Source organism: Paraburkholderia bryophila (assembly GCF_013409255.1).
Classification (GTDB): Bacteria; Pseudomonadota; Gammaproteobacteria; order Burkholderiales; family Burkholderiaceae; genus Paraburkholderia.
In genome coordinates this window covers 2,618,900-2,640,199 of sequence record NZ_JACCAS010000002.1, presented here as the reverse complement: position 1 = coordinate 2,640,199, position 21,300 = coordinate 2,618,900, and the positions used below count along the sequence as shown (strand labels likewise).

Annotated in this window: 19 protein-coding genes; 9 read left to right on the top strand and 10 right to left on the bottom strand. The window is 63.7% G+C overall.

From position 1 onward, the window contains the following. Positions 1-69: 69 nt before the first annotated feature. A complete protein-coding gene (locus GGD40_RS32800; RefSeq protein ID WP_179746436.1) occupies positions 70-876 on the top strand; it encodes a hypothetical protein in 807 nt (268 codons plus the stop codon). Here GGD40_RS32800 and dapA read toward each other — a convergent pair. Next, positions 873-1,793 carry a 4-hydroxy-tetrahydrodipicolinate synthase gene (gene dapA / locus GGD40_RS32795; RefSeq protein ID WP_179746434.1) on the bottom strand — a complete coding sequence of 307 codons (921 nt, stop codon included), beginning with the start codon at positions 1,791-1,793 and terminating at the stop codon, positions 873-875. The genes GGD40_RS32800 and dapA overlap by 4 nt on opposite strands. 423 nt (positions 1,794-2,216) lie before the next feature. Between dapA and GGD40_RS32790 the strand changes: the two genes are divergently transcribed. Then, positions 2,217-3,509, top strand: a complete 1,293-nt coding sequence (locus GGD40_RS32790; protein WP_179746432.1) for an aspartate carbamoyltransferase — start codon at positions 2,217-2,219, stop codon at positions 3,507-3,509. A 66-nt stretch (positions 3,510-3,575) separates the two neighbouring features. On the opposite strand, the gene GGD40_RS32785 is transcribed toward GGD40_RS32790, so the two are convergent. Both GGD40_RS32785 and GGD40_RS32780 read right to left on the bottom strand, forming a co-directional pair. After that, positions 3,576-4,427, bottom strand: a complete 852-nt coding sequence (locus GGD40_RS32785; protein ID WP_179709920.1) for an alpha/beta hydrolase — start codon at positions 4,425-4,427, stop codon at positions 3,576-3,578. A gap of 224 nt (positions 4,428-4,651) precedes the next feature. Further along, the gene (locus tag GGD40_RS32780; RefSeq protein ID WP_179746431.1) at positions 4,652-5,428 is read right to left on the bottom strand and encodes an NAD(P)H-dependent oxidoreductase; all 777 of its coding nucleotides are present in this window, start codon (positions 5,426-5,428) and stop codon (positions 4,652-4,654) included. An 85-nt stretch (positions 5,429-5,513) separates the two neighbouring features. Between GGD40_RS32780 and GGD40_RS32775 the strand changes: the two genes are divergently transcribed. Further along, a complete protein-coding gene (locus GGD40_RS32775) occupies positions 5,514-6,407 on the top strand; it encodes a LysR family transcriptional regulator (protein WP_179746429.1) in 894 nt (297 codons plus the stop codon). Positions 6,408-6,439: 32 nt separating this feature from the next. On the opposite strand, the gene GGD40_RS32770 is transcribed toward GGD40_RS32775, so the two are convergent. Further along, positions 6,440-7,444, bottom strand: a complete 1,005-nt coding sequence (locus GGD40_RS32770; protein WP_179746427.1) for an aldo/keto reductase — start codon at positions 7,442-7,444, stop codon at positions 6,440-6,442. Between the two features lie 92 nt (positions 7,445-7,536). Continuing rightward, complete coding sequence (locus GGD40_RS32765) at positions 7,537-7,863, bottom strand: carboxymuconolactone decarboxylase family protein (protein WP_179709926.1); 327 nt, start codon at positions 7,861-7,863, stop codon at positions 7,537-7,539. A 170-nt stretch (positions 7,864-8,033) separates the two neighbouring features. On the opposite strand from GGD40_RS32765, the gene GGD40_RS32760 reads away from it, so the two are divergent. Next, the gene (locus GGD40_RS32760; RefSeq protein ID WP_179746425.1) at positions 8,034-8,927 is read left to right on the top strand and encodes a LysR family transcriptional regulator; all 894 of its coding nucleotides are present in this window, start codon (positions 8,034-8,036) and stop codon (positions 8,925-8,927) included. A 32-nt stretch (positions 8,928-8,959) separates the two neighbouring features. Here GGD40_RS32760 and GGD40_RS32755 read toward each other — a convergent pair whose 3' ends face one another. Further along, positions 8,960-10,117, bottom strand: coding sequence for an acyltransferase family protein (locus GGD40_RS32755; RefSeq protein ID WP_179746423.1), 1,158 nt, complete (start codon positions 10,115-10,117; stop codon positions 8,960-8,962). A 234-nt stretch (positions 10,118-10,351) separates the two neighbouring features. Next, positions 10,352-11,233, bottom strand: coding sequence for an aldo/keto reductase family oxidoreductase (locus tag GGD40_RS32750; protein ID WP_179709932.1), 882 nt, complete (start codon positions 11,231-11,233; stop codon positions 10,352-10,354). A gap of 106 nt (positions 11,234-11,339) precedes the next feature. Between GGD40_RS32750 and GGD40_RS32745 the strand changes: the two genes are divergently transcribed. Continuing rightward, positions 11,340-12,239 carry a LysR family transcriptional regulator gene (locus tag GGD40_RS32745; RefSeq protein WP_176059348.1) on the top strand — a complete coding sequence of 300 codons (900 nt, stop codon included), beginning with the start codon at positions 11,340-11,342 and terminating at the stop codon, positions 12,237-12,239. Positions 12,240-12,308: 69 nt separating this feature from the next. Here the strand turns inward: GGD40_RS32745 and GGD40_RS32740 are convergent, their stop codons facing one another. Then, positions 12,309-12,680, bottom strand: coding sequence for a response regulator (locus tag GGD40_RS32740; RefSeq protein WP_257030650.1), 372 nt, complete (start codon positions 12,678-12,680; stop codon positions 12,309-12,311). Positions 12,681-12,954: 274 nt separating this feature from the next. Here GGD40_RS32740 and GGD40_RS32735 point away from each other — a divergent pair, with 274 nt between their 5' ends. The 3 genes from GGD40_RS32735 to GGD40_RS32725 all read left to right on the top strand — a co-directional run bounded on the left by GGD40_RS32735 (position 12,955) and on the right by GGD40_RS32725 (position 17,034). After that, positions 12,955-14,172 carry a sensor histidine kinase gene (locus GGD40_RS32735; protein WP_179709936.1) on the top strand — a complete coding sequence of 406 codons (1,218 nt, stop codon included), beginning with the start codon at positions 12,955-12,957 and terminating at the stop codon, positions 14,170-14,172. Between the two features lie 569 nt (positions 14,173-14,741). Further along, positions 14,742-16,583, top strand: a complete 1,842-nt coding sequence (locus GGD40_RS32730; protein WP_179746421.1) for a S10 family serine carboxypeptidase-like protein — start codon at positions 14,742-14,744, stop codon at positions 16,581-16,583. A 58-nt stretch (positions 16,584-16,641) separates the two neighbouring features. After that, positions 16,642-17,034 (top strand): 2-oxoglutarate dehydrogenase, encoded by a 393-nt coding sequence (locus GGD40_RS32725; protein WP_179746420.1) that lies wholly within the window; start codon positions 16,642-16,644, stop codon positions 17,032-17,034. A gap of 63 nt (positions 17,035-17,097) precedes the next feature. Here the strand turns inward: GGD40_RS32725 and GGD40_RS32720 are convergent, their stop codons facing one another. Both GGD40_RS32720 and GGD40_RS32715 read right to left on the bottom strand, forming a co-directional pair. After that, positions 17,098-17,433, bottom strand: coding sequence for a hypothetical protein (locus tag GGD40_RS32720; protein ID WP_257030649.1), 336 nt, complete (start codon positions 17,431-17,433; stop codon positions 17,098-17,100). An 11-nt stretch (positions 17,434-17,444) separates the two neighbouring features. Continuing rightward, positions 17,445-18,455, bottom strand: coding sequence for a hypothetical protein (locus tag GGD40_RS32715; protein WP_179746418.1), 1,011 nt, complete (start codon positions 18,453-18,455; stop codon positions 17,445-17,447). A gap of 454 nt (positions 18,456-18,909) precedes the next feature. On the opposite strand from GGD40_RS32715, the gene GGD40_RS32710 reads away from it, so the two are divergent. Next, entirely contained in the window at positions 18,910-21,249 is a 2,340-nt protein-coding gene (locus tag GGD40_RS32710; RefSeq protein WP_179746417.1) for a patatin-like phospholipase family protein, read from the top strand. The last annotated feature ends 51 nt before the right edge of the window (positions 21,250-21,300 follow it).

Sequence of the window (21,300 nt, the reverse complement as noted above, 5' to 3'; positions counted from 1 at the left end):
GTCGCGGCTGGTGCTGAACCGTCGTTCCACGAATCAAGAACAACAAGCAACTCAGGTGCTGGAGATTTCATGAAATTCGATGTAGCGACGTTCACCTCGCTGTGGTTGATCACGTTCCTGTGCTGCGCTCTCATCACAACCGCTTTGTCACGCATGTTCTCGCGGGTCGGCGCGTTCCGCTTCTGGGCCATCGGTTTCTATCTGCTCGCCGTGTCGTCGGCGTGCTTCGCGTTGCATCTCACGTGGCGTAGCGATCTGCTGCTGGTCGCCACCGCGACGCTCGCGCTGCAAAGCCGACTGCTGATCTGGGCCGGCACGCGCGACCTGTTCGGCAGCGCCGCGTTCTGGCGCACCGGCCTCGTCATTTCGGCCGTGTTCTGCGTGCTATACGGCAGCGCGTTGCAGTTCAAGGCACCGCTGGTGCTGCGCGCCTTGCTGCTCACGCTGTTTTTCCTGCCCTGCCGCGCCGCGACGCTGTATGAAGTGTGCCGCCGCCGTCGCCCGGATCTCGGGCCGGCGCGGCTGATCGTGGTGATCGGCAGCGTGATCGCGATGCTCAACGCGATCGTGCCGCTCACGCTCGTGCTGCTCGATCGCGCCAACCTGTCGCTGCTGCTCGGCAATCCGCAAAGCACGTCGGCGTTGTACGCGGTCGTGTTTGCGGGTGACCTGCTGCTCGCGGCTGGCCTGATCGTGCTGGCGTTCAAACTGCTGGTGGTCGAGCGGGACATGCTCGCCACGCTCGACCGCGGCGCCATCGACCGTCTCGCCCACGCCCGGCTGGCGCGCGCCGAACGTGAGTCGCACGGCGCCCGCGGCGAGGCGCTGGGTCATGACGGGTCGACGCAACGGCAGTCGCTGCCGGGGACGATTTAAACCGCCCGTTCCGCATCCAGTTCCGCGTCCAGTTCCGCATCAAGCGCCCTGAGCCGCTCGGTCAGCGCTGCGCCGGCGCGCGTCATCGGCATGCGCAGTTCGTCGCGGATCCATCCCTGCGCGGCTAGCAGCGCCTTCACCGGCGCCGGATTCGGTTCGACGAACAGCGCCTGGATCAACGGCGCGAGCGCGTGAAACATCCGCCGGCCTTCCGCGAGGTGGCCCGCCGCCAACGCGTCGTACAGCGCGACGAAGCGCTCCGGGCGCACATGCGCGGACGCCGCGATCGCCCCGCTGCCACCCAGACACAAGGTGTTGAAGATCTGCATGTCTTCGCCGGTAAGCACCTGCAGACGGCCGTCGCGAATCAGCGTGAGCGTGATGTCGAGCGAACCCGCGCAATCCTTCACGGCCTGAATCCGCGGATGCGCCGCGAGCGTCAGCAGCGTGTCCAGTTCGAGCCGCACACCGGTGCGATACGGAATGTCGTACAGCACGACCGGCTTTTCGCTTGCATCGGCCAACGCGGTGAAATGCCCGACGATGCCCGCCTGCGACGGCCGGATGTAATACGGCGCGGCCATCAGCACCCCGGCGATTGGCAGCGGGTTCAGTTGCTCGATGCGCTCGAGCATGCTGGCGGTGTAATTGCCTGATACGCCGACCAGCACGGGGAGCGGTTGAGGCTGCGCAGAGGCGTGCGCGTGCGCTCGCGCCTCGTCGAGAATCGTCGCCAGCACGGCGTCCTGCTCCGCGGCGTCGAGCGTGGCCGGTTCGCCGGTCGTGCCGAGCGCGCACAATCCGGCGACGCCGGCGTCGGCATAACGGCGCACCAGCGCGCGCAAAGCGGCGTGATCGACCGCGCCGTCGGCGAACGGTGTGATCAGCGGAACCCAGATACCCGAAAAAATAGACATGTTTTTACCTCGATGACGACCGTATCGATTCCGTGCAGCGGTGCGAAGGAGGAAAAACAGGGAGATGCCGGGGAGGCTTGACCGCTGTTCCGTCGCACATCTGACGACGGAACAGCGTGCTCCGGTCAGATGAGCGGCTGTTTTTTGGCTTTGGCGCTAACGGCCGGAATACGGCCCGACGCGCGAACCGCCCGACGGCTCAAGCGACGCGCACGTGCACCGGCGGCGCTCGCAAAAGCGAACGGAGCGGCGGTCGACGAACAGGGTCGGAGCGTTAGGGCGGCATGCATGAAGCGCAGTGTAACCGCGTCCGGCGCGGCTTGGCAAAACCCATCGCAAAATTGCTTGACTTCTGCGGCAGGGAAACTAATATACGCACAGCGTACATTAACCACACCCTCCCCTTCCCCGACAGGTGCCCTCATGAGCGTCCCGCAGCAAGCCTTTCTCCGCGATGCGATGCGTCGTCTGAACATGACCCGCGATACCTTCGCCAGCCGTATCGGCGTGTCGAAACGGGCGCTGGACACGTGGCTGCTGCCGGACGACTCGCAGGAATCGCGCGCCATGCCGGAGATCGTCGAGCGTTTCGTGTCGGAAATCGTGGTGCACGGCGAGCCGGGTGATAAATATACGCAAAGCGTAGATTCACAGTCGCTCGCCAGCCAGATGCTGTTCGAGGGCAAGGCGCAGCTGCTGTCGGTGGATCAGTTCTCGCGCGACTCGGTGGAGGCGCTGTTTCGGGTGGCCGACATCATGCAACCCATCGCGCGGCGCCGCAAAATCTCGCGCGTACTGGAAGGCGCGGTGCTCGGCAATCTGTTCTTCGAGGCCAGCACGCGGACCCGCGTGAGCTTCGGCGCGGCCTTCTGCCGGCTTGGCGGCTCGGTGTGCGACACCACCGGCTTCACGTTTTCGTCGATGGCGAAGGGCGAGTCGATCTACGACACCAGCCGCGTGATGAGCGGCTACGTGGACGCGCTGGTGATCCGTCATCCGGAGCAAGGTTCGGTGGCCGAATTCGCGCGAGCCACCAACGTGCCTGTGATCAACGGCGGCGACGGTCCCGGCGAACACCCGAGCCAGGCGCTGCTCGACCTCTACACGATCCAGCGCGAGTTTTCGCGGCTGGGCAAGATCGTCGACGGCGCCCATATCGCGCTGGTCGGCGACCTCAAATACGGGCGTACGGTGCACTCGCTGGTCAAACTGCTGGCGCTGTACCGCGGTATCAAGTTCACGCTGATCTCGCCGCCCATGCTGGAAATGCCGAGCTACATCACCGAGCAGATTTCGCGCAACGGCCACGTGATCGAACAGACCAGCGACCTGCGCACCGGGCTGCGCGGCGCCGACGTGGTGTACGCCACGCGGATTCAGAAAGAGCGCTTCACCGACGAATCGTTCGAAGGCTACACGCCCGACTTCCAGATCAACCAGGCGCTGATGGACAGCGTGTGCGGCCCCGATACGCTGATCATGCATCCGCTGCCGCGCGACAGCCGGCCGGGCGCGAACGATCTGAGCGTGGATTTGAATCACGATTCGCGGCTGGCGATTTTCCGCCAGACCGACAACGGCATTCCGGTACGGATGGCGATTTTCGCGGTGCTGCTGGGCGTCGAAAAGCTGGTCCAGCATTCCATGCGCGACGCCGCGTGGCGCCCGCCGGTTTATCTCGGTCCCGACGACGCGGTGTTTCACGGCATCGATTGAGTGGTTTGAGTCGCTTGAGTCGCTTCAGCGGCGCCTGCGCGATGCCGGCGCCGCAACCGTTCGACATCAGGCCGCGGTGCTGCCCGCAGCGCTTCCGTTCCGTTTGAACGTTCCGGCGAAGAACAGCACCTGATACTGCACCGCGTTAGCCCAATAGGTCCACGTATGGCCGCCAGGCCGCTCGGCGTAATCGTGCGGCACGCCGAGTTCGACGAGCCGCGCGTGCAGCATCCGGTTCGATTGCACGAGCGAGTCGTTCACGCCGCAATCGATCGTCAGCGCGATATGCGCGTTGCCGAAGGTCCGCGCATTCGCGACGATCGCCTCGTTGTTCCAGAAGTCCGCGTGCCGGGTGGGATCGCCGAACACGTCGTCGATGCCGGGCTCATCCTCGCAGCCGCGCGGATCCACCGCGCCGCTGATACTGCCCGCCGCGCCGAATTCGTCCGGCCGGTCCAGCGCGATATGCAAGGCGCCGAAACCGCCCATGCTCAGGCCCGTAATCGCACGCGCCTGGCGTGTTGCGATGGTGCGGAAATGCGCGTCGATATAGCCGACTACTTCAGTACCTACATAGGTTTCGTAACGGCTGCGCGGATCGACCGGACTGTCGATGTACCAGCTCTCGTGGCCGCCGTCGGGCATCACGAGAATCACATGGTAGCGGTCGGCGAGTTTGCCGATATGGGAATTGCTGGTCCAGTCGGTGTAGTCGCCGCCCGAGCCGTGCAGCAGATAGACGACGGGGAAACGGTCGGCCGCTTTGCCGCGCCGGTATTGATCCGGCAGCACCACCGTCGCTTCGAGCGACTTGTGCATAGCGGCGCTCGGAATGGTCACGACCCTCGACTGAAACGCCCATGCGGGGGTCGTGACGAGCAGCATCAGAATGAGCCAGAACGTACGCGCTTGAATCATGGTTTGTCGCTCTCGTGTCGACCAGCGTTAGCGCTTTAGCGCTGACTCTGGTCCCATGCAACGAAGTTGCCTGAGGTGTCCGAAGAGCACGGTCCGGCATCCGGCGGCAAAATTCTGTCGCCGACTCTAGCAAGGAGGACTTACAACCATATTTCAACCAACCCTACGGCCCCGTCAGCTTGGGACTTTGACAGCAGGCCCATGCTGCATCGCACTACGCCGCCCTATTCGACATGCGCCGCGAACCCAACCCGATCCGGCGCAATGTCCGCTCGCAACGTGAGATCCGGAATCGTATATGCGCCGTCGTTTTGCGGCCGGAACGGAATCGGCGTGGTCGTCCACAGCGCGTCCAGACGCTGCCCAAGCGCGTCGCTCACCTCGGCGTATTTCGCTGCGTCGACACGGCTCGTCCGATGAATCACGAACGGCGGCAACACGTCGAAACCGGGGTAATACAGAATGCCGTGCTGAATCGGGAACAGCACGTCGTTCATCGGACCGTTGATGCCGCGCGAACTGTAGTGCGACTCCCATCCACCGGTGCTGACGACCAGCATCGCGCGTTTGCCGGCGAACATGCCCTCGCCGTAGCGTTCGCCCCAGCGCGCGTCGGAATGCTCACCGACGCCATACGCGAAACCGTACGCATAAACGCGCTCCACCCAGCCTTTGAGGATGGCCGGCATGGAGAACCACCAGAGCGGAAACTGCAGGATGACGGCATCCGCCCACTTCAGCTTCTCCTGCTCGCGTTCGATATCTTTGCTCTGCAATCCATTGGCATACGCATGCTTCGACTCGCGCGACGGATCGAAGCGCTCGCCGGCCTGGCGCTCGACGCTGTCGTGCGCGTCGAGCAGTGCTTTCCAGTTCATTGCATAGAGATCGGAGACCTGTACGGTGTGCCCCGCCTCTTCGAGACGTTTGACCGAAAAGTCCTTCAGCGACCCATTCAACGATTTGGGTTCCGGGTGGGCGTAGACAATTAGAACGTTCATGATCGTGCCTTCGTGGCTAAAAGAAACCACGATAGATCCCGCTCCGGTATATTGGAAATGAATTCCCAATATATTAGGTATTGCCATGGTTAATCTCAGAAGGCTGGATCTGAACCTGCTGGTCACGCTCGACGTGCTGCTGTCCGAGCACAACGTGACGCGCGCGGCCGAACGTTTGAACTTCTCGCAGCCGTCGGTCAGCGTGCATCTCGCGAAATTGCGCGATCTGTTCGGCGACCCGCTGTTGCTGCCGGGACCGCGCGGCATGCGCCCCACTGCCCGTGCCGAAGCGTTGCGCGAACCGTTGCGCGAGGCGCTCGAAGCACTCGAACGCGCGGTCGCGCCGGCCAGTCCGTTCGATCCGGCCGAAGCAACTCACAGTTGGCGAATCGCCGCCACCGACTACGCCGAGTCGACCATCATCCTCCCCACGTTGGCCACGTTAAGAGCGGCCGCGCCAGGCACGCGTCTGGCGATCGTCGAAGCGGTGCCACCGCGACTGATGCGGCAAGCGGAACAGGGAGAAATCGATCTGGGCTTCCATACCAGCGAAGGCGCGCCCGACGGTTTACGCCGTCGCGTGCTGTTCGCCGAGCGCTACGTGCTGGTGGGCCGCGCCGGTCACCCGCGTCTGAAGCGCCGGCCGACGCTCGCGCAGTTCTGCAAACTGGAGCAGGTGATCGTGTCGCCGGACGGCGGCGGATTCTTCGGCGTCACCGATGAATCGCTCGCGAAGATCGGCCTCACGCGCCGCGTGGTGCTGTCCGTGCCGCATTTTCTGTTCATGGTATCGGCGCTCGCGAGCACCGATCTGGTCGGCATGGTGCCGGCGCGGCTGGTGCGCGAAAACAGCGCGCTGCGAATGGTCGAGCCGCCCGTCGAGGTGCCGGGCTACGAGATGGCGATGCTGTGGCACGAGCGCGTGCATCGCGATCCCGCGCATCGGTGGCTACGGGACACGATCGCGGCGTCGGTGTGAGACGCCCGCTTTCTTGCAGGCGCCTCATACGATCACGCGACGCGCCGTCCTTCGATCGGATAGCCGGGGTCCGTATAACCCGGCGTCGACGCATGGCCAGGCGGCACGAGGCTATTCACGAGCGCTTCGTCGTCGGGGCCGAGTTGCAGCTTCAGGGCCTCCATGTAGCCGTCCCAGTGCGCTTCGGTACGCGGACCGGCGATCGTGCTGCTGACCATCTGGTTCTTCAGCACCCACGCAAGCGCGAACGCGATCGAGGTCGTGCCGCGTTGCGCCGCGTGATCGGCAATCGTCCGCGCGATGTGCAACGACTCGGGACGCCACTCGGTCTGCTGAATCCGCTTGTCGCCGCGACCCGCGCGCGAGTCGGCCGGCGGCGGCGTATCCACCGCGTATTTGCCGCTGAGCACGCCGCGCGCGAGCGGGCTGTACGGCACGACGCCCAGACCGTAGTGATGCGCGGCGGGCAATTGCTCGACTTCCGCGGTACGGTCCACGAGGTTGTACAACGGCTCGCTCGCGACCGGTCGGTCGATGCCGAGCTGATCGGCGAGTCGCACGATTTCGGCAATACGCCAGCCACGGAAATTCGACACGCCGAAGTAGCGGATCTTGCCTTGACGGATCAGATCGCCGATCGCGCGCACGGCCTCTTCCATCGGCGCATCGGTCAGCGCGCGGTGAAAGTACAGAATGTCGAGGTAGTCGGTGCCGAGCCGTTTCAGGCTTGCGTCGACGGACTGCATGATCCACTTGCGCGACTGCCCCTGTTGGTTCGGCCCTTGCCCGCCCGGATAGCCGAACTTGGTGGCCACCACCCAGTTATCGCGACGCGGCGCGATAGCCCGTCCGACGATTTCCTCCGAACGGCCCGCGTGATACACATCCGCGGTGTCGATGAAATTGACGCCCTGATCGTAGGCCTTGTCGATGATGCGCGTCGACGTCGCTTCGTCGGTCTCGCCGCCGAACATCATCGCGCCGAGACACAACGGCGAGACCTTGAGGGCGCTGCGGCCCAGATACCGGTAATCCATTCCTTGCTCTCCTGTCACGCCATGGCTGGCGCCTGTATGGCTCGATATGCTGTGAAGTGATCCACCCGAGCGGCGATCAGACGACCATGCGATCAGGCGTCGCGGCCCGCGAAAACCTGTCGCGCGATGCCGAGCGCCGTGCTGGCGGTCGGCCACCCCGAATAGAACGCGAGGTGCGTGATCAACTCGATCAGCTCGTCGCGCGACACGCCGTTGTCGAGTGCCTTGCCGAGATGAAACGGCAGTTCGTTGCTGCGATACATCGCCACGAGGCCGGCCACGGTGACGAGACTGCGATCGCGCGGCGACAGCCCCGGCCGTTGCCAGACCTCGCCGAACAGCACTTTGTCGGTGTAGTCCGCCAGCGCGGGGGCGATATCGCCGAACGCTTTGCGCGCGGTGTTGGGTTCGTTCGCCATGCAAGATTCTCCAGTTCGATTTGGTACGGTTCGAAAGCAGCATCGGCATCGATGCGTGGGGCCAGCAACGCCTCACGTCGGTCCGATTGCATCAGGCCTTCAATTTAAGCGCTGCGGCGGCCCGCGACTAGACGGTAGAATCGGCAAACACCCATGAGTGAGATTCATGAATGGCACGCGACAATCTGAACGACCTGCTGGCTTTTATCGCAGTCGCCCGCGAGCGCAGCTTCACCAAAGCGGCGGCCAAGCTCGGCGTATCGCAATCGGCGCTGAGCCACACGATTCGCGGCCTCGAAACGCGACTCGGTCTGCGCCTGCTCACCCGTACAACGCGCAGCGTGTCGCCCACGCCGGCCGGCGAGCGGTTGCTGAGCACGGTGGGCCCGCGCTTCGACGAAATCGACGAGGAACTCGCGGCGCTAGGCGAATTGCGCGACAAACCGGCCGGCACGATCCGCATCACGACCGACGAACATGCGGCGAACACGATTCTTCAACCCAGGCTCGCGCAACTGCTGCCCGACTATCCGGACATCAAGATCGAACTGGTGGTGGATTTCGGGCTGACCGATATCGTCGCGCAACGTTACGACGTGGGTATCCGTCTCGGCGACCAGGTGGCTAAAGACATGATCGCGGTCCGCATTGCGCCGGACATGCGCATGGCGGTGGTCGGCGCGCCCACCTACTTCGCGAAGCACGCGCGGCCGAAGACGCCGCAGGATCTGACCGAGCACAACTGCATCAACCTGCGGCTGCCGACCTACGGGGGTTTGTACGCGTGGGAATTCGAAAAGGCCGGGCACAAACTGAAGGTGCGCGTCGAGGGGCAATTGACGTGCAACGGCACACAGCAGATGCTCAACGCGGCGCTGACGGGCTGCGGTCTTGCGTATGTGCCCGAGGAACTGGTGCGTCCGCAGGTCGCCGAGGGGCGGCTGAAAGCGGTGCTGAAGGACTGGTGCCCGACGTTCCCCGGTTATCACCTGTACTACCCGAGCCGCCGACAGTCGTCGCGCGCGCTCGCGGTATTGGTCGATACGTTGCGTTACCGGCCTTAGGCTGTTTTGCGTGGGGCGTAGCCACGCCGCGCCTAAACCGCGGTCTGCCCCGGCTCCGCCGCAGGCAGTCGAGCGATCTTCTGACCCGCAAAGCGCGCCTTGATCTTCCGACGCATCGGCTCCTCATAGAAGCGGAAGCACAGCAGACTGATCAGCACGCTCACGGGAATCATGATCCAGCCGTTCGACGGCCCGAAACCCAGCATCACCGACCAGAGCGCCAGCGGCAGATGCGTGAGGTACAACGAATAACTCGCCTCCCCCAATCGCACCAGCGGTCGCCAGCTCAACAAGCCCAACACGGGGCGCTCCAGCAACGCGAGTCCCAGTATCAACGCGGCGTAAAACGGCGACTCCACATAGAAGGCCGGCCAGATCGGCCGCCACACACTGAGTATGAAGATCGCACTCAACGCCACGCCGATCAGCACGATGCCTCTACCATGCTGCGACCTGCCGCTCGCTCCAAGACGCAGATAGCAGATCGCCACCGCAATACCCATCACGAACTCGGCGAGCCGCGTGACCGGCATCGCGTAAATCATGGCGGCGCTGCGCGACAGCGGCACGAAGCCTTTCAGCAACGCAATCCATACACCGGTCACGAGCCACGTCGCGAGGGCCATCAAGCCGATTCGCGCGACGCTCATCGTGGCCGTGCGGCAAAGTAGAAACGGAAACAGAAGATAGAAGAACGCCTCGCAGGAAACGCTATCCGAGGGTCCGTTCCATGGCTGATTGATGGCCGAAAACGGCAGCCAGCCATTGAGCAGCAGCAACTGGGCGATCAGGCTGACGAGAAGCGCCGGGTAGATCGCGCCCTTCAGCGCGTACCACTCCAGCATCAGTTGCGGGTTGTCATTAAGCACGAGGTAGATCACGACCGGCACGCACATCAGCAGGCCGAGCAGGATCATCGGATAAATGCGCGCGACACGTGCCTCGTAAAACGAGCGCACGCCGCCGTGGGCCAGTTTGTCGCGATACGTGAAGGTCAGAATGAAACCGGACAGCACGAAGAACAGCGACACGGCCGAGCGGCCGCCGTCGATGAAATTGAACAATGCAGCCGGCAATGGCAACAGGTTGCGTTCCGAGAAGTGAGAGATGACGACCGCGAAAGCGGCAATGAACCGGATACTGGTCAACGCGGGAAACCCACCGCCCGACTGGTTTGAGCCCACCGCCATAGAGTTTGCCCCCGATTAAGCGCGGACCAATCTACCATTCCAGAATCGCAGGAATGCGCATGGGGTCGGGTCGACCTCCGCAATGGCGGGTGTGAGCGGGCGATTGGCGCGATGCGGCTAGCGGGCGTGGTGCGCGTGCCAGGAGCTCGATGCGATTCGAAGTGGGTGCGGGTGCGGTGAGAACCACGTGAGGCGCAGCGGAGCCTTATCTCCGCCGCGCCTTGATGCCTACGCTTACGCTGCGCCGTTCACGCGGCCGATCGCATCGAGCTCGGCGCGAACCTCATCGCTCAGCGTCAAATGCGCGGCCTGCAGGTTCTCGCGCAAATGCTGAAGGCTCGACGTGCCGGGAATCAGCAGAATGTTCGGCGCGCGCTGCAACAGCCAGGCCAGCGCGACCTGCATCGGCGTCGCGCCCAAAGCATTCGCGAGGTCCGACAGCGCCGACGACTGAATCGGCGTAAAGCCGCCCAGCGGGAAAAACGGCACATAAGCGATACCCTGCGCCGCCAGCTCGTCGATCAGGGCGTCGTCGTGGCGATGCACCAGGTTGTAGTGGTTCTGCACGCAGACCACTTCGGTAATGCGCTGCGCCTCGGCAATCTGCGCCGACGTCACGTTGCTCAAACCGATATGGCGAACCAGGCCGCGCTGCTGCAGCTCGGCCAGCGCCGTGACCTCTTTCTCGATCGAGCCTTCGGAAGGCGCATGAATGCTACCCATGATGCGCAGGTTGACGATCTCCATTGCGTCGAGCCCGAGATTGCGCAGGTTGTCGTGCAGACCGCGCTCGATCGCTTGCGGCTCCATCGCCGGCAACCAGCCGCCCTTGTCGTCGCGCACCGCGCCGAGCTTGGTGACGATCACCAGATCGTCCGGATAAGGATGCAGCGCTTCGCGAATGATCTGGTTGGTGACGTGCGGCCCGTAAAAGTCGCTCGTATCGATGTGATTGACGCCTGCGGCCAGCGCCTCGCGCAGCACCGCGACGGCAGCCTCACGATCCTTCGGCGGCCCGAATACGCCGGGACCGGCCAGTTGCATCGCGCCGTAGCCCATGCGCCGCACGGAACGTCCGGCTAGCGGGAAAGTGTCGGTAGTCTTGAGGTCGGACATGGTGCGCTCCTTGAATGGGTGGGGATGAGCCGCAGTATCACCGGGTTGTGTTGTCAAATAAATAGGCATAACGTGCACGGGTTGTTCAAAAATGTGCACAGCGACCATGGAATTAAATGATCTTTCCGCTTTCGTTTCCGTCGCGCGGGCCGGCGGCTTTCGCGACGCGGCGCGCATCGGCGGCGTGTCCGCGTCGAGTCTCAGCATTGCCGTGCGCCGTCTCGAAGCGAAGCTCGGCTTGCGTCTGCTCAACCGCACCACGCGCAGCGTGGCGCCGACCGAAGCCGGTCTACGTCTGATCGAAAAGCTGACGCCGCTGTTCACCGAAATGGAAGCCGCGCTCGACGTGCTGAACGGCTTTCGCGACAAGCCGACCGGCACGCTCAAGCTGAACGTGCCGTCCAGCGCCGCGCGCATCACGCTGCCCACGGTGATCGTGCCCTTCCTCAAGGCGTACCCCGACATTCGCGTCGAGGTCGTGGTGGAGGACGGGTTCGTCGACCTGCTGTCGATTGGTTGCGACGCGGGCATTCGCTACGACGAGCGGCTCGAACAGGACATGATCGCCGTGCCGATCGGGCCGCGCGTGCAACGCTTCGCGACCGCCGCCGCGCCCGCTTATCTCGACGAACACGGCCGTCCCGAGCACCCGCGCGAATTGCTCGCGCATGCTTGCCTGCGCGGCCAATTCGCCGGCGGCGCGATTCCGATGTGGCATTTCGAGCGCGACGGCGAAGCGCTGCAGTTGAATCCGACCGGGCCGCTGCTCGTGCGTCCGGGCGCGGCGCTCGATCTGGCGATCAGCGCAGCGGTCGCCGGCGTGGGCGTAATTCATCTGTTCGAAGACTGGCTGCGTCCTCAGCTTGACAGCGGTGCGTTGGAGCCGATTCTGGAGTCGTGGTGGCCAAGCTTTTCGGGGCCGTTTCTCTACTATCCGGGGCACCGGCATGTGCCCGCGCCGCTACGCGTGTTTGTCGATTTTGTGAAGGCGGGTCACGGGGAGTGAATGGTCGTGAACAGACTTGGGCGATGCGACAAACGGCAAGCCGCCGCTCCCGCAGCAAGGCCCGTTCCTTCAATGCCGCTGCTTGCAAAGCTGCGCCACGGTGGTCAAAAACAGATCCGCGCCGACCGGCTTTCTCAGGCACGCGTCCCAGTGTTTGTCGCGCCCGTCGGAAGACGGCGGCACGGCCGTGTGGACCAGAATCGGCACGTTGGCGAGTTCCGGCATCGCGCGCAGGCGGCGGCAGAGTTCCGCGCCGTCCATCAGCGGCATCATCCAGTCGGTAATGATCAGATCGGGCGTGCCGGGCATCGCCAATGCCACGCGCGCGACCGCCTCGACTCCGTTGCTCGCGCAACCGACTTCGTAACCTTCGTTTTCAAGAATCAGGCGCCACGCCGCCAGAATTTCCGGCTCGTCGTCCACCAACAGGATTGAATGCATCAGGGGTCGCCGGTTTGAACGTCTTTGTCATCTATCCACCGTCACGCAAGGGCTGTTCCACGATCAGCAATTCCGGTGATAATGAAGCGGATTACTGGCCGCGGCGGCGGGCTTTCGGCGTTTTCGCAAAGCACGGTGCCCGCCGGCCAAGCTTCTCATTCACTCCAGCCAACAGCGTGTTTTCTCGCGGAGCGCGGGCGCCGTTTTCCGGTTCGACGCGTCTGGAGTGGTTCGAGCCTTTGTAGGTTGTAGAAACTTCATCCTGAAACGTGCCATGGCCGAAACCCTCGTTAGCCCGCTGCGCAATTTCGCCGACTTCGTTCGCACCGAACGAACCCGCTTCACCGAGCAATGGATGAAAGCCGTATTCGGCGACGTCGAACTCGTCGAGGCAGACAAGCTTACTTACCAGCAACTCGCCGACCATCTGCCGGACATTCTCGACGGACTCTGCATCGCGCTCGACATCGAAGACCTCGAACTCGTCGAGTCGAGCATTGAAAGCGACGCGAGAAAACACGGCATGGTGCGCTGGCGCCAGGGTTACCGGATCGAAGAACTGGTGCGCGAACTCGATCTGTTTCATCAGGTGCTTGCCGACGCGCTGGACGAATTCGCCGAACGCGACAGCGCCTTCACGCGCCGCCACGAACGCCGCGCGCGACGTCTGATCGCCGAGGCGCTCAGCGTGGTTACGCTCACGTCGATCAAGCAGGTGGTCAGCGAACGCGACCGCAAGATCGACGAGTACACCGGCAGGCTCGAACGCGCCAACCACGAACTCACGCTGAAACAGCGGCTCGTGGGCGATCTGTACGAGTCGCGGATGCAGATCACCCGCAGCGTGGTGCACGATCTGCGCAACTTTCTGAACGCGTTTTCCATCGCGCTGCAATTGATCTCGCGCGCGCCCGCCAAGGCCGAGACCGCGTTGACGCTGGCGAACCGGCAAGCCGCCGACATGAAGCAACTGGTCGATCAGATGGTCGAGTATTCGGTCGTGCTCGGCGACGGCGCGCCGCTCACGCTCGAAACGGTCGAACTGCGCGCGCTCTTCGACGAACTCGAAGCCGCCTCGCGTCCGTCGATCGAAGCCAAAGGACTGAAGCTGCGCACGGCCTTCGATCCGGCGTTGCCCGCGATCACATCCAATCGGCTGAAGCTGAAACAGATCGCGGTCAATCTGTTGTCCAACGCGACCAAGTACACGAAGTCCGGCGAAATCGAATTCAGTTTCGCGATGGCCGATGCGGACCACTGGTCGATCCGTGTCTCGGATACCGGCGAAGGCATTGCGCCCGCGGATGCGGACCGCGTGTTCGACGAATTCGAACGCGCCGCGGGCGACGATATTCCCGGCACGGGTCTCGGCCTCGCGATCGTCAAGGAACTGTGCCGTGTGCTGGATGGGCAGATCGATTTCGTATCGCGCGAGGGGGTGGGCACCACGTTCAATATCCGCTTTCCGCTGGTGCTCGAGGAACCGCAATAGAGCGTGGAACGCAATGCCGCACAACGGCTTTATGCGTTACCGGGTTTCGTGCCGATTCCCGCTTACGTATTCAATTCCATTCCCGGCACGATTTTATGGAATGTGATTTGACGCAACGCGTCAATTAACAATTACATTTAGCAAACGATTATATTTACAGTCGTAATAAATAAACCCGCGCAGTCAATCACCCCGCCTAAACCCTACCCGCCTTTAAATTCAAGCCGCCGATATTCGATTTACGTAATTTCGCTAAATGCTTGACAAGGCCCTAGCGCGTCGCCTATTTTTCTTCTGCCACAGATATTACGAATTCTTACCCAACGGAACTCACGGAAAAAATTCCCGAAAAGAACCGGCATATTTCATTCATAGCGTTATTTATTCTTATTCAATAAGCATGGGCATTTTTTAATGCCCGTGGGTATTGACGCGTGTTGCTGTTCGAGTCTGTCGTTGTTCACTATTACACGTCGGCGATGCATTAAAAATAATTCCAATCCAATGCCTATTCATCCGCGAAGAGACCTTTGTGAAACGGTAGCTGAACCCATCCACCAAGGAATGAGATGAAACGACACGAGCGTCTTAGAGGCAACTCCCCTCTACGCCAGCGCAAGCTGCCGGCCATAGGGACTTTAGCGGTTGCGATCACGCTTCTCGGCGGCTGCGGCGGCGGCGACGGCAGTTCGTCGAACGGCGCGGCGGTCAGCATGCAGCAAACCCCCGCAAGCCAGCAGCTCAATGCCAAGGCTGCCGCGCAGTCGCAAGCGTCGTCGGCCAATCAGACCTATATCGATCCGGTCGCCTATTCGTTGAACGCCACGGACGGTCTCACGCCCTCGCAGGTGTCCGAAAAGGCCGCGGTGATGCATTACCAGTGGACCCAGGGCAAGGCGCCGGTCAACTACACGACGACCACCGGCCACCTGACGGCCGCCGACGCGAACGGCAACCCCGAAGCCTCGATGTCCTACGTGGCCTACACCGCGCCGAGCACGAACGGCGCGCCGCGCCCGGTCACGTTCGTCTACAACGGCGGCCCGGGTTCGTCGTCGATCTGGTTGCGGCTCGGCTCGTTCGCGCCGACGCGCGTGTCGACGCCCGACCCGGTGTTCGGCAACTGGCCGAACTACCCGCTCGTCGATAACAAGGACAGCCTGATCGACACGACGGACATGGTCTTCATCGACCCGCCGGGCACCGGCCTCTCCGAAGCGGTGTTGCCGAATACGAACCAGAAGTACTGGACGACCGACGCCGACGTCGACATCATGCGCGACTTCATTCAGCGCTATCTGACGGTCAACAATCGCAGCACCTCGCCGCTCTATCTGTACGGCGAATCGTATGGGACGCCGCGGACCGACATGCTGGCGCTCGCGCTGGAATCGTCGGGCGTGCATCTGACCGGTATCGTGCTGCAGTCCGCGATTCTCAACTATTTCGCGGATGCGATCGAAGCCGTCGCCATCACCAATTCGACCAGCGCGCTCGCGTTGGATACGGATACGCTGGCGGGCTATTTCCCGGGCTACGCGGCGGTTGCGGCGTACTACAACCAGGCGTCGCCGGCGCCGCTCAATCCGGGTCTTTACGCGCTGCAAACCAGCCTGTTCGTCACCGCCGAGTACAGCAAGCTCAGGCGCTACTCGCAGACGTGGGTGCTCAGTCAGCTGGGCATACCGAACGCGCTCGGCAAGCCCGTGGTGCCGAACGACAAGACGGTGCAGGGCTGGACCATTCCGTCCGGTTTGACGACGCAGGCGCTGCAAGGCTACTTCAGCGTCAACAGCTTCTCGACGAGCCTGCTGCCCGGCACGACGATTGGCCGCTATGACGGACGCGTGTCGTTGCCGAACTCGGATCCGCGTCTGGCGAGCGACGGCGACCCGTCCGACATTCTGATCTCGCAGCCGTTCACCAACGCGCTGGCGACCCAGATGCCGGACTACCTCGGCTACACAGCGCCGAACGCGACCTATATGCCGCTGAACGACGCCATCATCCAGGTGTGGAATTTCTCGCACGACGGCCAGGCGATGCCCGACACGATCCCCGATCTGCTCGGCGCGCTGACGCTCAATCCGAAGCTGAAGGTGTTGTCGGAAAACGGCTTCCACGATCTGGCCACACCGTTCTTCAATACCGAGAAACAGTTGGCGCGACTGCAGACTGTGCCGGGCATCAATCCGGACTTGCAGGTCAACTTCTTCCCGGGCGGCCACATGATTTATCTGGACGACACCGCCCGTCCGGCGATGAAGCGCGATCTGGTGCGCTTCTACCGCGGCACGCCGATGCCCGACGCGCTCGCGCTGTGGACGCTGCCGGCCCCGTGGCGCGACGAAAGTGCCGCCAGCGAGCCGACCGCCACCGCCACCGCTTCCACGCAACTGCCGTCGCCTTGAGCGGCCTGACGATATGCGCGGTTCGCGATACCCTATTACTCAATTCAGGTGAGTCATCATGTCTCTTTTCACTCAGTTGCGACGTCTCTCTCCGTTGCTCGCGATCGCCGGCTTGATCGGCAGTGCGCATGCGTTACCGCCGCAAGCGGTGGCGCCCGCGACGCCGCCGAGCGGCGCGCGTGGCGTCGACGGTCCGTTCTTTCCGCAGAATCGCGCGGCGCCGGTCGCGCCGTCGACCGGGACCGCGCTGCAGCAAGAAGCCCAGCAGCGACTCGAAGCGCGCCTCGGGGCCAACTCGGCGCTGAGCAATGGCGCGGCAGTCACGAAGACGCAGGCGCAAACCCAAGGGCTGGGTTTTGTCGCCAAGCACTTCGATCAGATCGACAGCAGCCATAAAGGCAGCGTGACGCTGAGCGACGTGAAGCAGTATCTGCAGCAGCAGGGACGTTAAGCCAGGGGCTTATCTCTGGCGGTAGAAGTAGCGGTAGCGGTACTGCAAGCGCTCCGGGTTCCGTCAGGAATCGGGAGCGCTTTTCTTTGTGGCGTCGGCGCGGCGGCCTGGCGGGTTGGTGCGGACGCTCGGCAGACATGCGCTCATCGCGCCCGCGCGGTCGCTCAAGCCGCGTACCACGACCTCGGACGATTTGCCGTCACGTCTGGCGAGTTCGGCAAGATCGAGCAACGCGGCGTAGCGCGCCGAACAATCCTGCGATGTTTCTGTCTCCCGCTGCTCGCGGGGGGTATCGGCGCGGGCTGCCACGTAGCGGCTCGTTGCGAGCGCGAGGCTCGCCGCGATGAGGATCGTTGCCAATGCACCGGCTTTGCGACGGGCGTGGATTCTGACTCGCATGACCGGCCTCATCACGACCAGTGCGCCGGCACCCAGACATTGCCGATCCAGTGCCCCGGCACCCACACGACCGGGCGCGGCGCCGGCGCGACATACACGGCACGCGGCGCGACATAAACGACCGGCGGCCGGGGCGGCGGCACGTAGACGACCGGCGGCGGCGCATAGACCACCGGGGGCGCCACGACCACCGCCTTGGGCGGCACGTAAACCACGGGAGGCGGCGGCGCATAAACCACCGGCGGCGCAACCACTACCACCGGCTTGGGCGCAACAACGACCGTGGCGCCACCCGTCGTGACCACACCGCCCGTCGCGACCACCGCTCCGCTCGACGTCACCGTATTGCCATGCGTGCCGGTGACGCTCGTCGACGTCGTCACGACGCCCGGCGCAACCCGCGTGGCCGTGCCGGCGTGGTTGACCGTGCCACCGTCCGCACCCGTCACCGTGCCTGAACGCGAACACGTCGCGCCGGCGCAATTCGTCGACGCCGAATGGTCGACCGTGTTGCCGTTCGCCCCCGTGACCGAGCCGGACGACGAATACTGACCCGGCGCGGTCTTCGTCACCGCGCCGGACGTGGTGGCGGTCTTACCGTCCGGCCCGGTCAGGGAACCGGTATGCGCACAGGTGCCGCCGGCGCAACTGGTGTCGCCGGCATGCTGGACCGAGTTGCCGTAGCGCCCGGTCGCGGTGCCCGAGTTCGAGAATTGCCCCGGCGCATTACGCGTCACCGTGCCGGTGTTGGTGGCCAGACCGCCATACGGACCGACGACGCCGCCCGCATGCGAGCAACTGCCGCCGCCGCACGAACCGTAACGCGCGCCGTTATAGGTGCCGCGCGAGGTGTAAGCGGTGCCGTGCTGCGACCACGCGAACGCCGACGCGCTGCCGAACGCGAGCACGGCGACGGTGGCGCTGAGCACCAGCTTGCGCAGCGCATGGCGAGGGGAGGAAAGCGATGTGGCTGAGACAACGCAGGCGGCAGTGGCGGGGGTGGTAAATGAACGGGTTTTCACGGTATGTCCTTCTGGGATTCGGGCCACTGCGGTCACTTCGGCGTGGCGACGAACGGACTATAGAAGGATGGCCGGGGTTAATCAGCAAGGAACATATGTCGCCCTGTTTCACCGAGGAAGAAGCCCGTGCGACAAGGGTTGGCGGTCGTTTCGCCGAGGTCGTGACATATCCCGACATAGATCGCCACGGTGCGATGGGCGATTGTTGGAGCGTACCCGGCGATAGTCGCGCCGCCCGACGTCGCCGCGCCCTGCACCGCCGCGCAAAACCCCACGCCAACCCCACGCTCAACCTCGCGGTGTGAGCGCTATTCGCGCAAATAGCGAGTCGCCATTGCCGGCATCGGCCGCGCCAACCTTACGTTTTCCCGTAAACGCCCGCTTACACGAAATACGCTGTTTTTACCGATGCAAAACCATGTAATCTCTCGGTTTTCTCTCCATCCCGAACTAGATGAACCGAGTGTTGGCCAGCCACCGACGACGACCACAAGCAGCGCCTGACACGCGTCACTGGCCTATCGCTCTTCATTTACGCTGCACTGCCGCCGTGTTGCTGGCGTGCGGGATCGCCGCTTTCAGCCAGCGCGCGCAGGCCGCCGACTCCGCCTGCCAGGCCGAAGCCGGGCCGCCGGGCCGTCAGTCCGTCGGACTCGTGCTGTCCGGCGGCGGCGCACGCGGCTACGCGCACCTCGGCGTGCTGAAGGTGCTGGAAGAAAATCGCATTCCGGTCGACTGCATCGCCGCGACCAGTATGGGCTCAGTGGTCGGCGGCCTGTACGCGAGCGGGATGACCGCGCAGGACATGCAAAACCGCCTCGCGGGCATCAACCTCGCGGACATCGCGTTCGACGTCACCGACCGCGCCGATCTCCCGCAATCGCGTCGCGAAGACGAGCGGCTGTATGTGAACAGCCTCGCGCTCGGCTACGGCGCGAACGGATTCCGGCTGCCGGTCGGGCTCGTGCAGGGCAACCGGTTGCAGGCGCTGTTGCAGGACTGGACCTCGGCGGTGCCGGGCAATGTCTCGTTCGACCGCCTGCCGATCCCCTATCGCGCGATCGCCACCGACCTGCGCACCGGCGAAAAAGTCGTGCTCGACCACGGTTCGCTGCCGCAGGCGATTCGCGCCAGCATGGCGCTGCCCGGTCTGTTCGCCCCCGCCGATATCGACGGACGCACGCTGGTGGACGGCGGCATCGTCAGTAATCTGCCGATCGAAACGGCGCGCGACATGGGCGCCAATGTGGTGATCGCGGTCGACATCGGCTCGCCGCTGCGGCCGCTCGACGCACTGGCGTCGCCCGCCGACGTGATGCAGCAGATGATCGGCATTCTGATTCACCAGAACGTCGCACGGCAGCGCGAGCAGTTGCAACCTGAAGACGTGTTGATCCAGCCGGCGCTGGGTTCGCTGAGCTTCACCGATTTCGCCAACGCGAGCCAGGCGATCGCGGCAGGCGCCGCCGCCACGCGCGCGGTGCTGCCGCAGCTCCAGCACCTCGCGCTGTCGCCGGCCGACTACGCCGCGTGGCGCGCCCGCCATGGCACGCCCGTCGTGCACCCGGTGCGGATCACGCAGATCGAGATCGACTCGCGCGGCACGGTGCCGCAGTCACGCATTCGCAACGCGCTGCACGTCAAACCCGGCGACGTCTACGATCCCGTCGCGCTCAACAAGAATCTGCTCGCGCTCACCACCGCCGGCGACTTCGACAGCGTGAGCCAGCAACTCATCGACGACGGCGACCAGCACACCCTCGTGGTCAACGCGCACGAGAAAATGTGGGGGCCGAATTTCCTGCTGTTCGGGCTGGGCCTGTCGAGCAGTTCGACGGACGAAGGCGGCTTCCGGCTGCATCTGGGTTATCGCCGTCCATGGCTGACGGAGTCCGGACTCGAAGGACGCGTGGACACCACCCTCGGCAGCGATCTGCTCAACTTTCACGCGGAGCTGCGGCAGCCGCTATCGAGTTCGTTCGGCTACTACGTCGCGCCGTATCTGGAGTTCCAACGCCGCTACGCGAACCTCTACGACGACCCGGGCAATGTCAAGGTCACGCAATACCGCTTGCAAACCGAGCGCGCGGGTCTCGATTTCGGTCTGCCGCTCGCGCGTCTGGGCGACTTCCGGGTCGGCATCGCGTACGCGCACGGGTATGCCACGCCTGAATACAATCTGCCGCTCGACGACAGCGTGTCCAATTCACCGCTGTTGTTCCCCGACATCTACGGCCGGCAGCTCAGCGTACGCGCGCGCCTCGTGATCGATCAGCTCGACGATCCGCTGTTCGCGCGCAAGGGCTATTTCGGCGAATTGCGCGCCGAGCGCTCGCTGTTCGCGGGCGACAACAGTTTCACCGAGGTGTACGGCAAGACCATCGTCGCGGCGAGCTATGGACGCCACAGCATCAACGCGAGTATCGAGGCGGGCAACGATTTCGGCGGCACCAATCTGACCAATCCGTTCGGCTTCACGTTGGGCGGCTTCCAGCATCTGTCGGCCTATGCCGCCGATCAGCTATCCGGCAACTCGATGGCGTACGCCCAGGTCACGTACATGAACCAGCTCGCCACCTTCAATGCGTCGCCGATTCGCGGCCTGTTTGCGGGATTCAGCGTCGAAGCCGGCAACGTGTGGAATCGCGACTCCGATTTCGGCAGCGGATCGCTGAAACGCAGCGTGACGTTTTTCACCGCGCTGACCAGTTCGTTCGGACCGATCTATCTGGGCGTCGCGTTCGCGCCGGGTGGCCGCAGCAACTTCTATTTCCAGCTGGGCCACACGTATTGATGACGTATTGAGGTATTGACGTGTTGAGGGTGGCCTGGCCTGCGCGGCGTT

What these genes read in the sequence shown, in the direction of transcription:
- GGD40_RS32800 (WP_179746436.1), top strand. Translation starts at nt 70, where the DNA reads ATGAAATTCGATGTAGCGACGTTCACCTCGCTGTGGTTGATCACGTTC.
- dapA (WP_179746434.1), bottom strand. Translation starts at nt 1,793, where the DNA reads ATGTCTATTTTTTCGGGTATCTGGGTTCCGCTGATCACACCGTTCGCC.
- GGD40_RS32790 (WP_179746432.1), top strand. Translation starts at nt 2,217, where the DNA reads ATGAGCGTCCCGCAGCAAGCCTTTCTCCGCGATGCGATGCGTCGTCTG.
- GGD40_RS32785 (WP_179709920.1), bottom strand. Translation starts at nt 4,427, where the DNA reads ATGATTCAAGCGCGTACGTTCTGGCTCATTCTGATGCTGCTCGTCACG.
- GGD40_RS32780 (WP_179746431.1), bottom strand. Translation starts at nt 5,428, where the DNA reads ATGAACGTTCTAATTGTCTACGCCCACCCGGAACCCAAATCGTTGAAT.
- GGD40_RS32775 (WP_179746429.1), top strand. Translation starts at nt 5,514, where the DNA reads ATGGTTAATCTCAGAAGGCTGGATCTGAACCTGCTGGTCACGCTCGAC.
- GGD40_RS32770 (WP_179746427.1), bottom strand. Translation starts at nt 7,444, where the DNA reads ATGGATTACCGGTATCTGGGCCGCAGCGCCCTCAAGGTCTCGCCGTTG.
- GGD40_RS32765 (WP_179709926.1), bottom strand. Translation starts at nt 7,863, where the DNA reads ATGGCGAACGAACCCAACACCGCGCGCAAAGCGTTCGGCGATATCGCC.
- GGD40_RS32760 (WP_179746425.1), top strand. Translation starts at nt 8,034, where the DNA reads ATGGCACGCGACAATCTGAACGACCTGCTGGCTTTTATCGCAGTCGCC.
- GGD40_RS32755 (WP_179746423.1), bottom strand. Translation starts at nt 10,117, where the DNA reads ATGGCGGTGGGCTCAAACCAGTCGGGCGGTGGGTTTCCCGCGTTGACC.
- GGD40_RS32750 (WP_179709932.1), bottom strand. Translation starts at nt 11,233, where the DNA reads ATGTCCGACCTCAAGACTACCGACACTTTCCCGCTAGCCGGACGTTCC.
- GGD40_RS32745 (WP_176059348.1), top strand. Translation starts at nt 11,340, where the DNA reads ATGGAATTAAATGATCTTTCCGCTTTCGTTTCCGTCGCGCGGGCCGGC.
- GGD40_RS32740 (WP_257030650.1), bottom strand. Translation starts at nt 12,680, where the DNA reads ATGCATTCAATCCTGTTGGTGGACGACGAGCCGGAAATTCTGGCGGCG.
- GGD40_RS32735 (WP_179709936.1), top strand. Translation starts at nt 12,955, where the DNA reads ATGGCCGAAACCCTCGTTAGCCCGCTGCGCAATTTCGCCGACTTCGTT.
- GGD40_RS32730 (WP_179746421.1), top strand. Translation starts at nt 14,742, where the DNA reads ATGAAACGACACGAGCGTCTTAGAGGCAACTCCCCTCTACGCCAGCGC.
- GGD40_RS32725 (WP_179746420.1), top strand. Translation starts at nt 16,642, where the DNA reads ATGTCTCTTTTCACTCAGTTGCGACGTCTCTCTCCGTTGCTCGCGATC.
- GGD40_RS32720 (WP_257030649.1), bottom strand. Translation starts at nt 17,433, where the DNA reads ATGCGAGTCAGAATCCACGCCCGTCGCAAAGCCGGTGCATTGGCAACG.
- GGD40_RS32710 (WP_179746417.1), top strand. Translation starts at nt 18,910, where the DNA reads ATGAACCGAGTGTTGGCCAGCCACCGACGACGACCACAAGCAGCGCCT.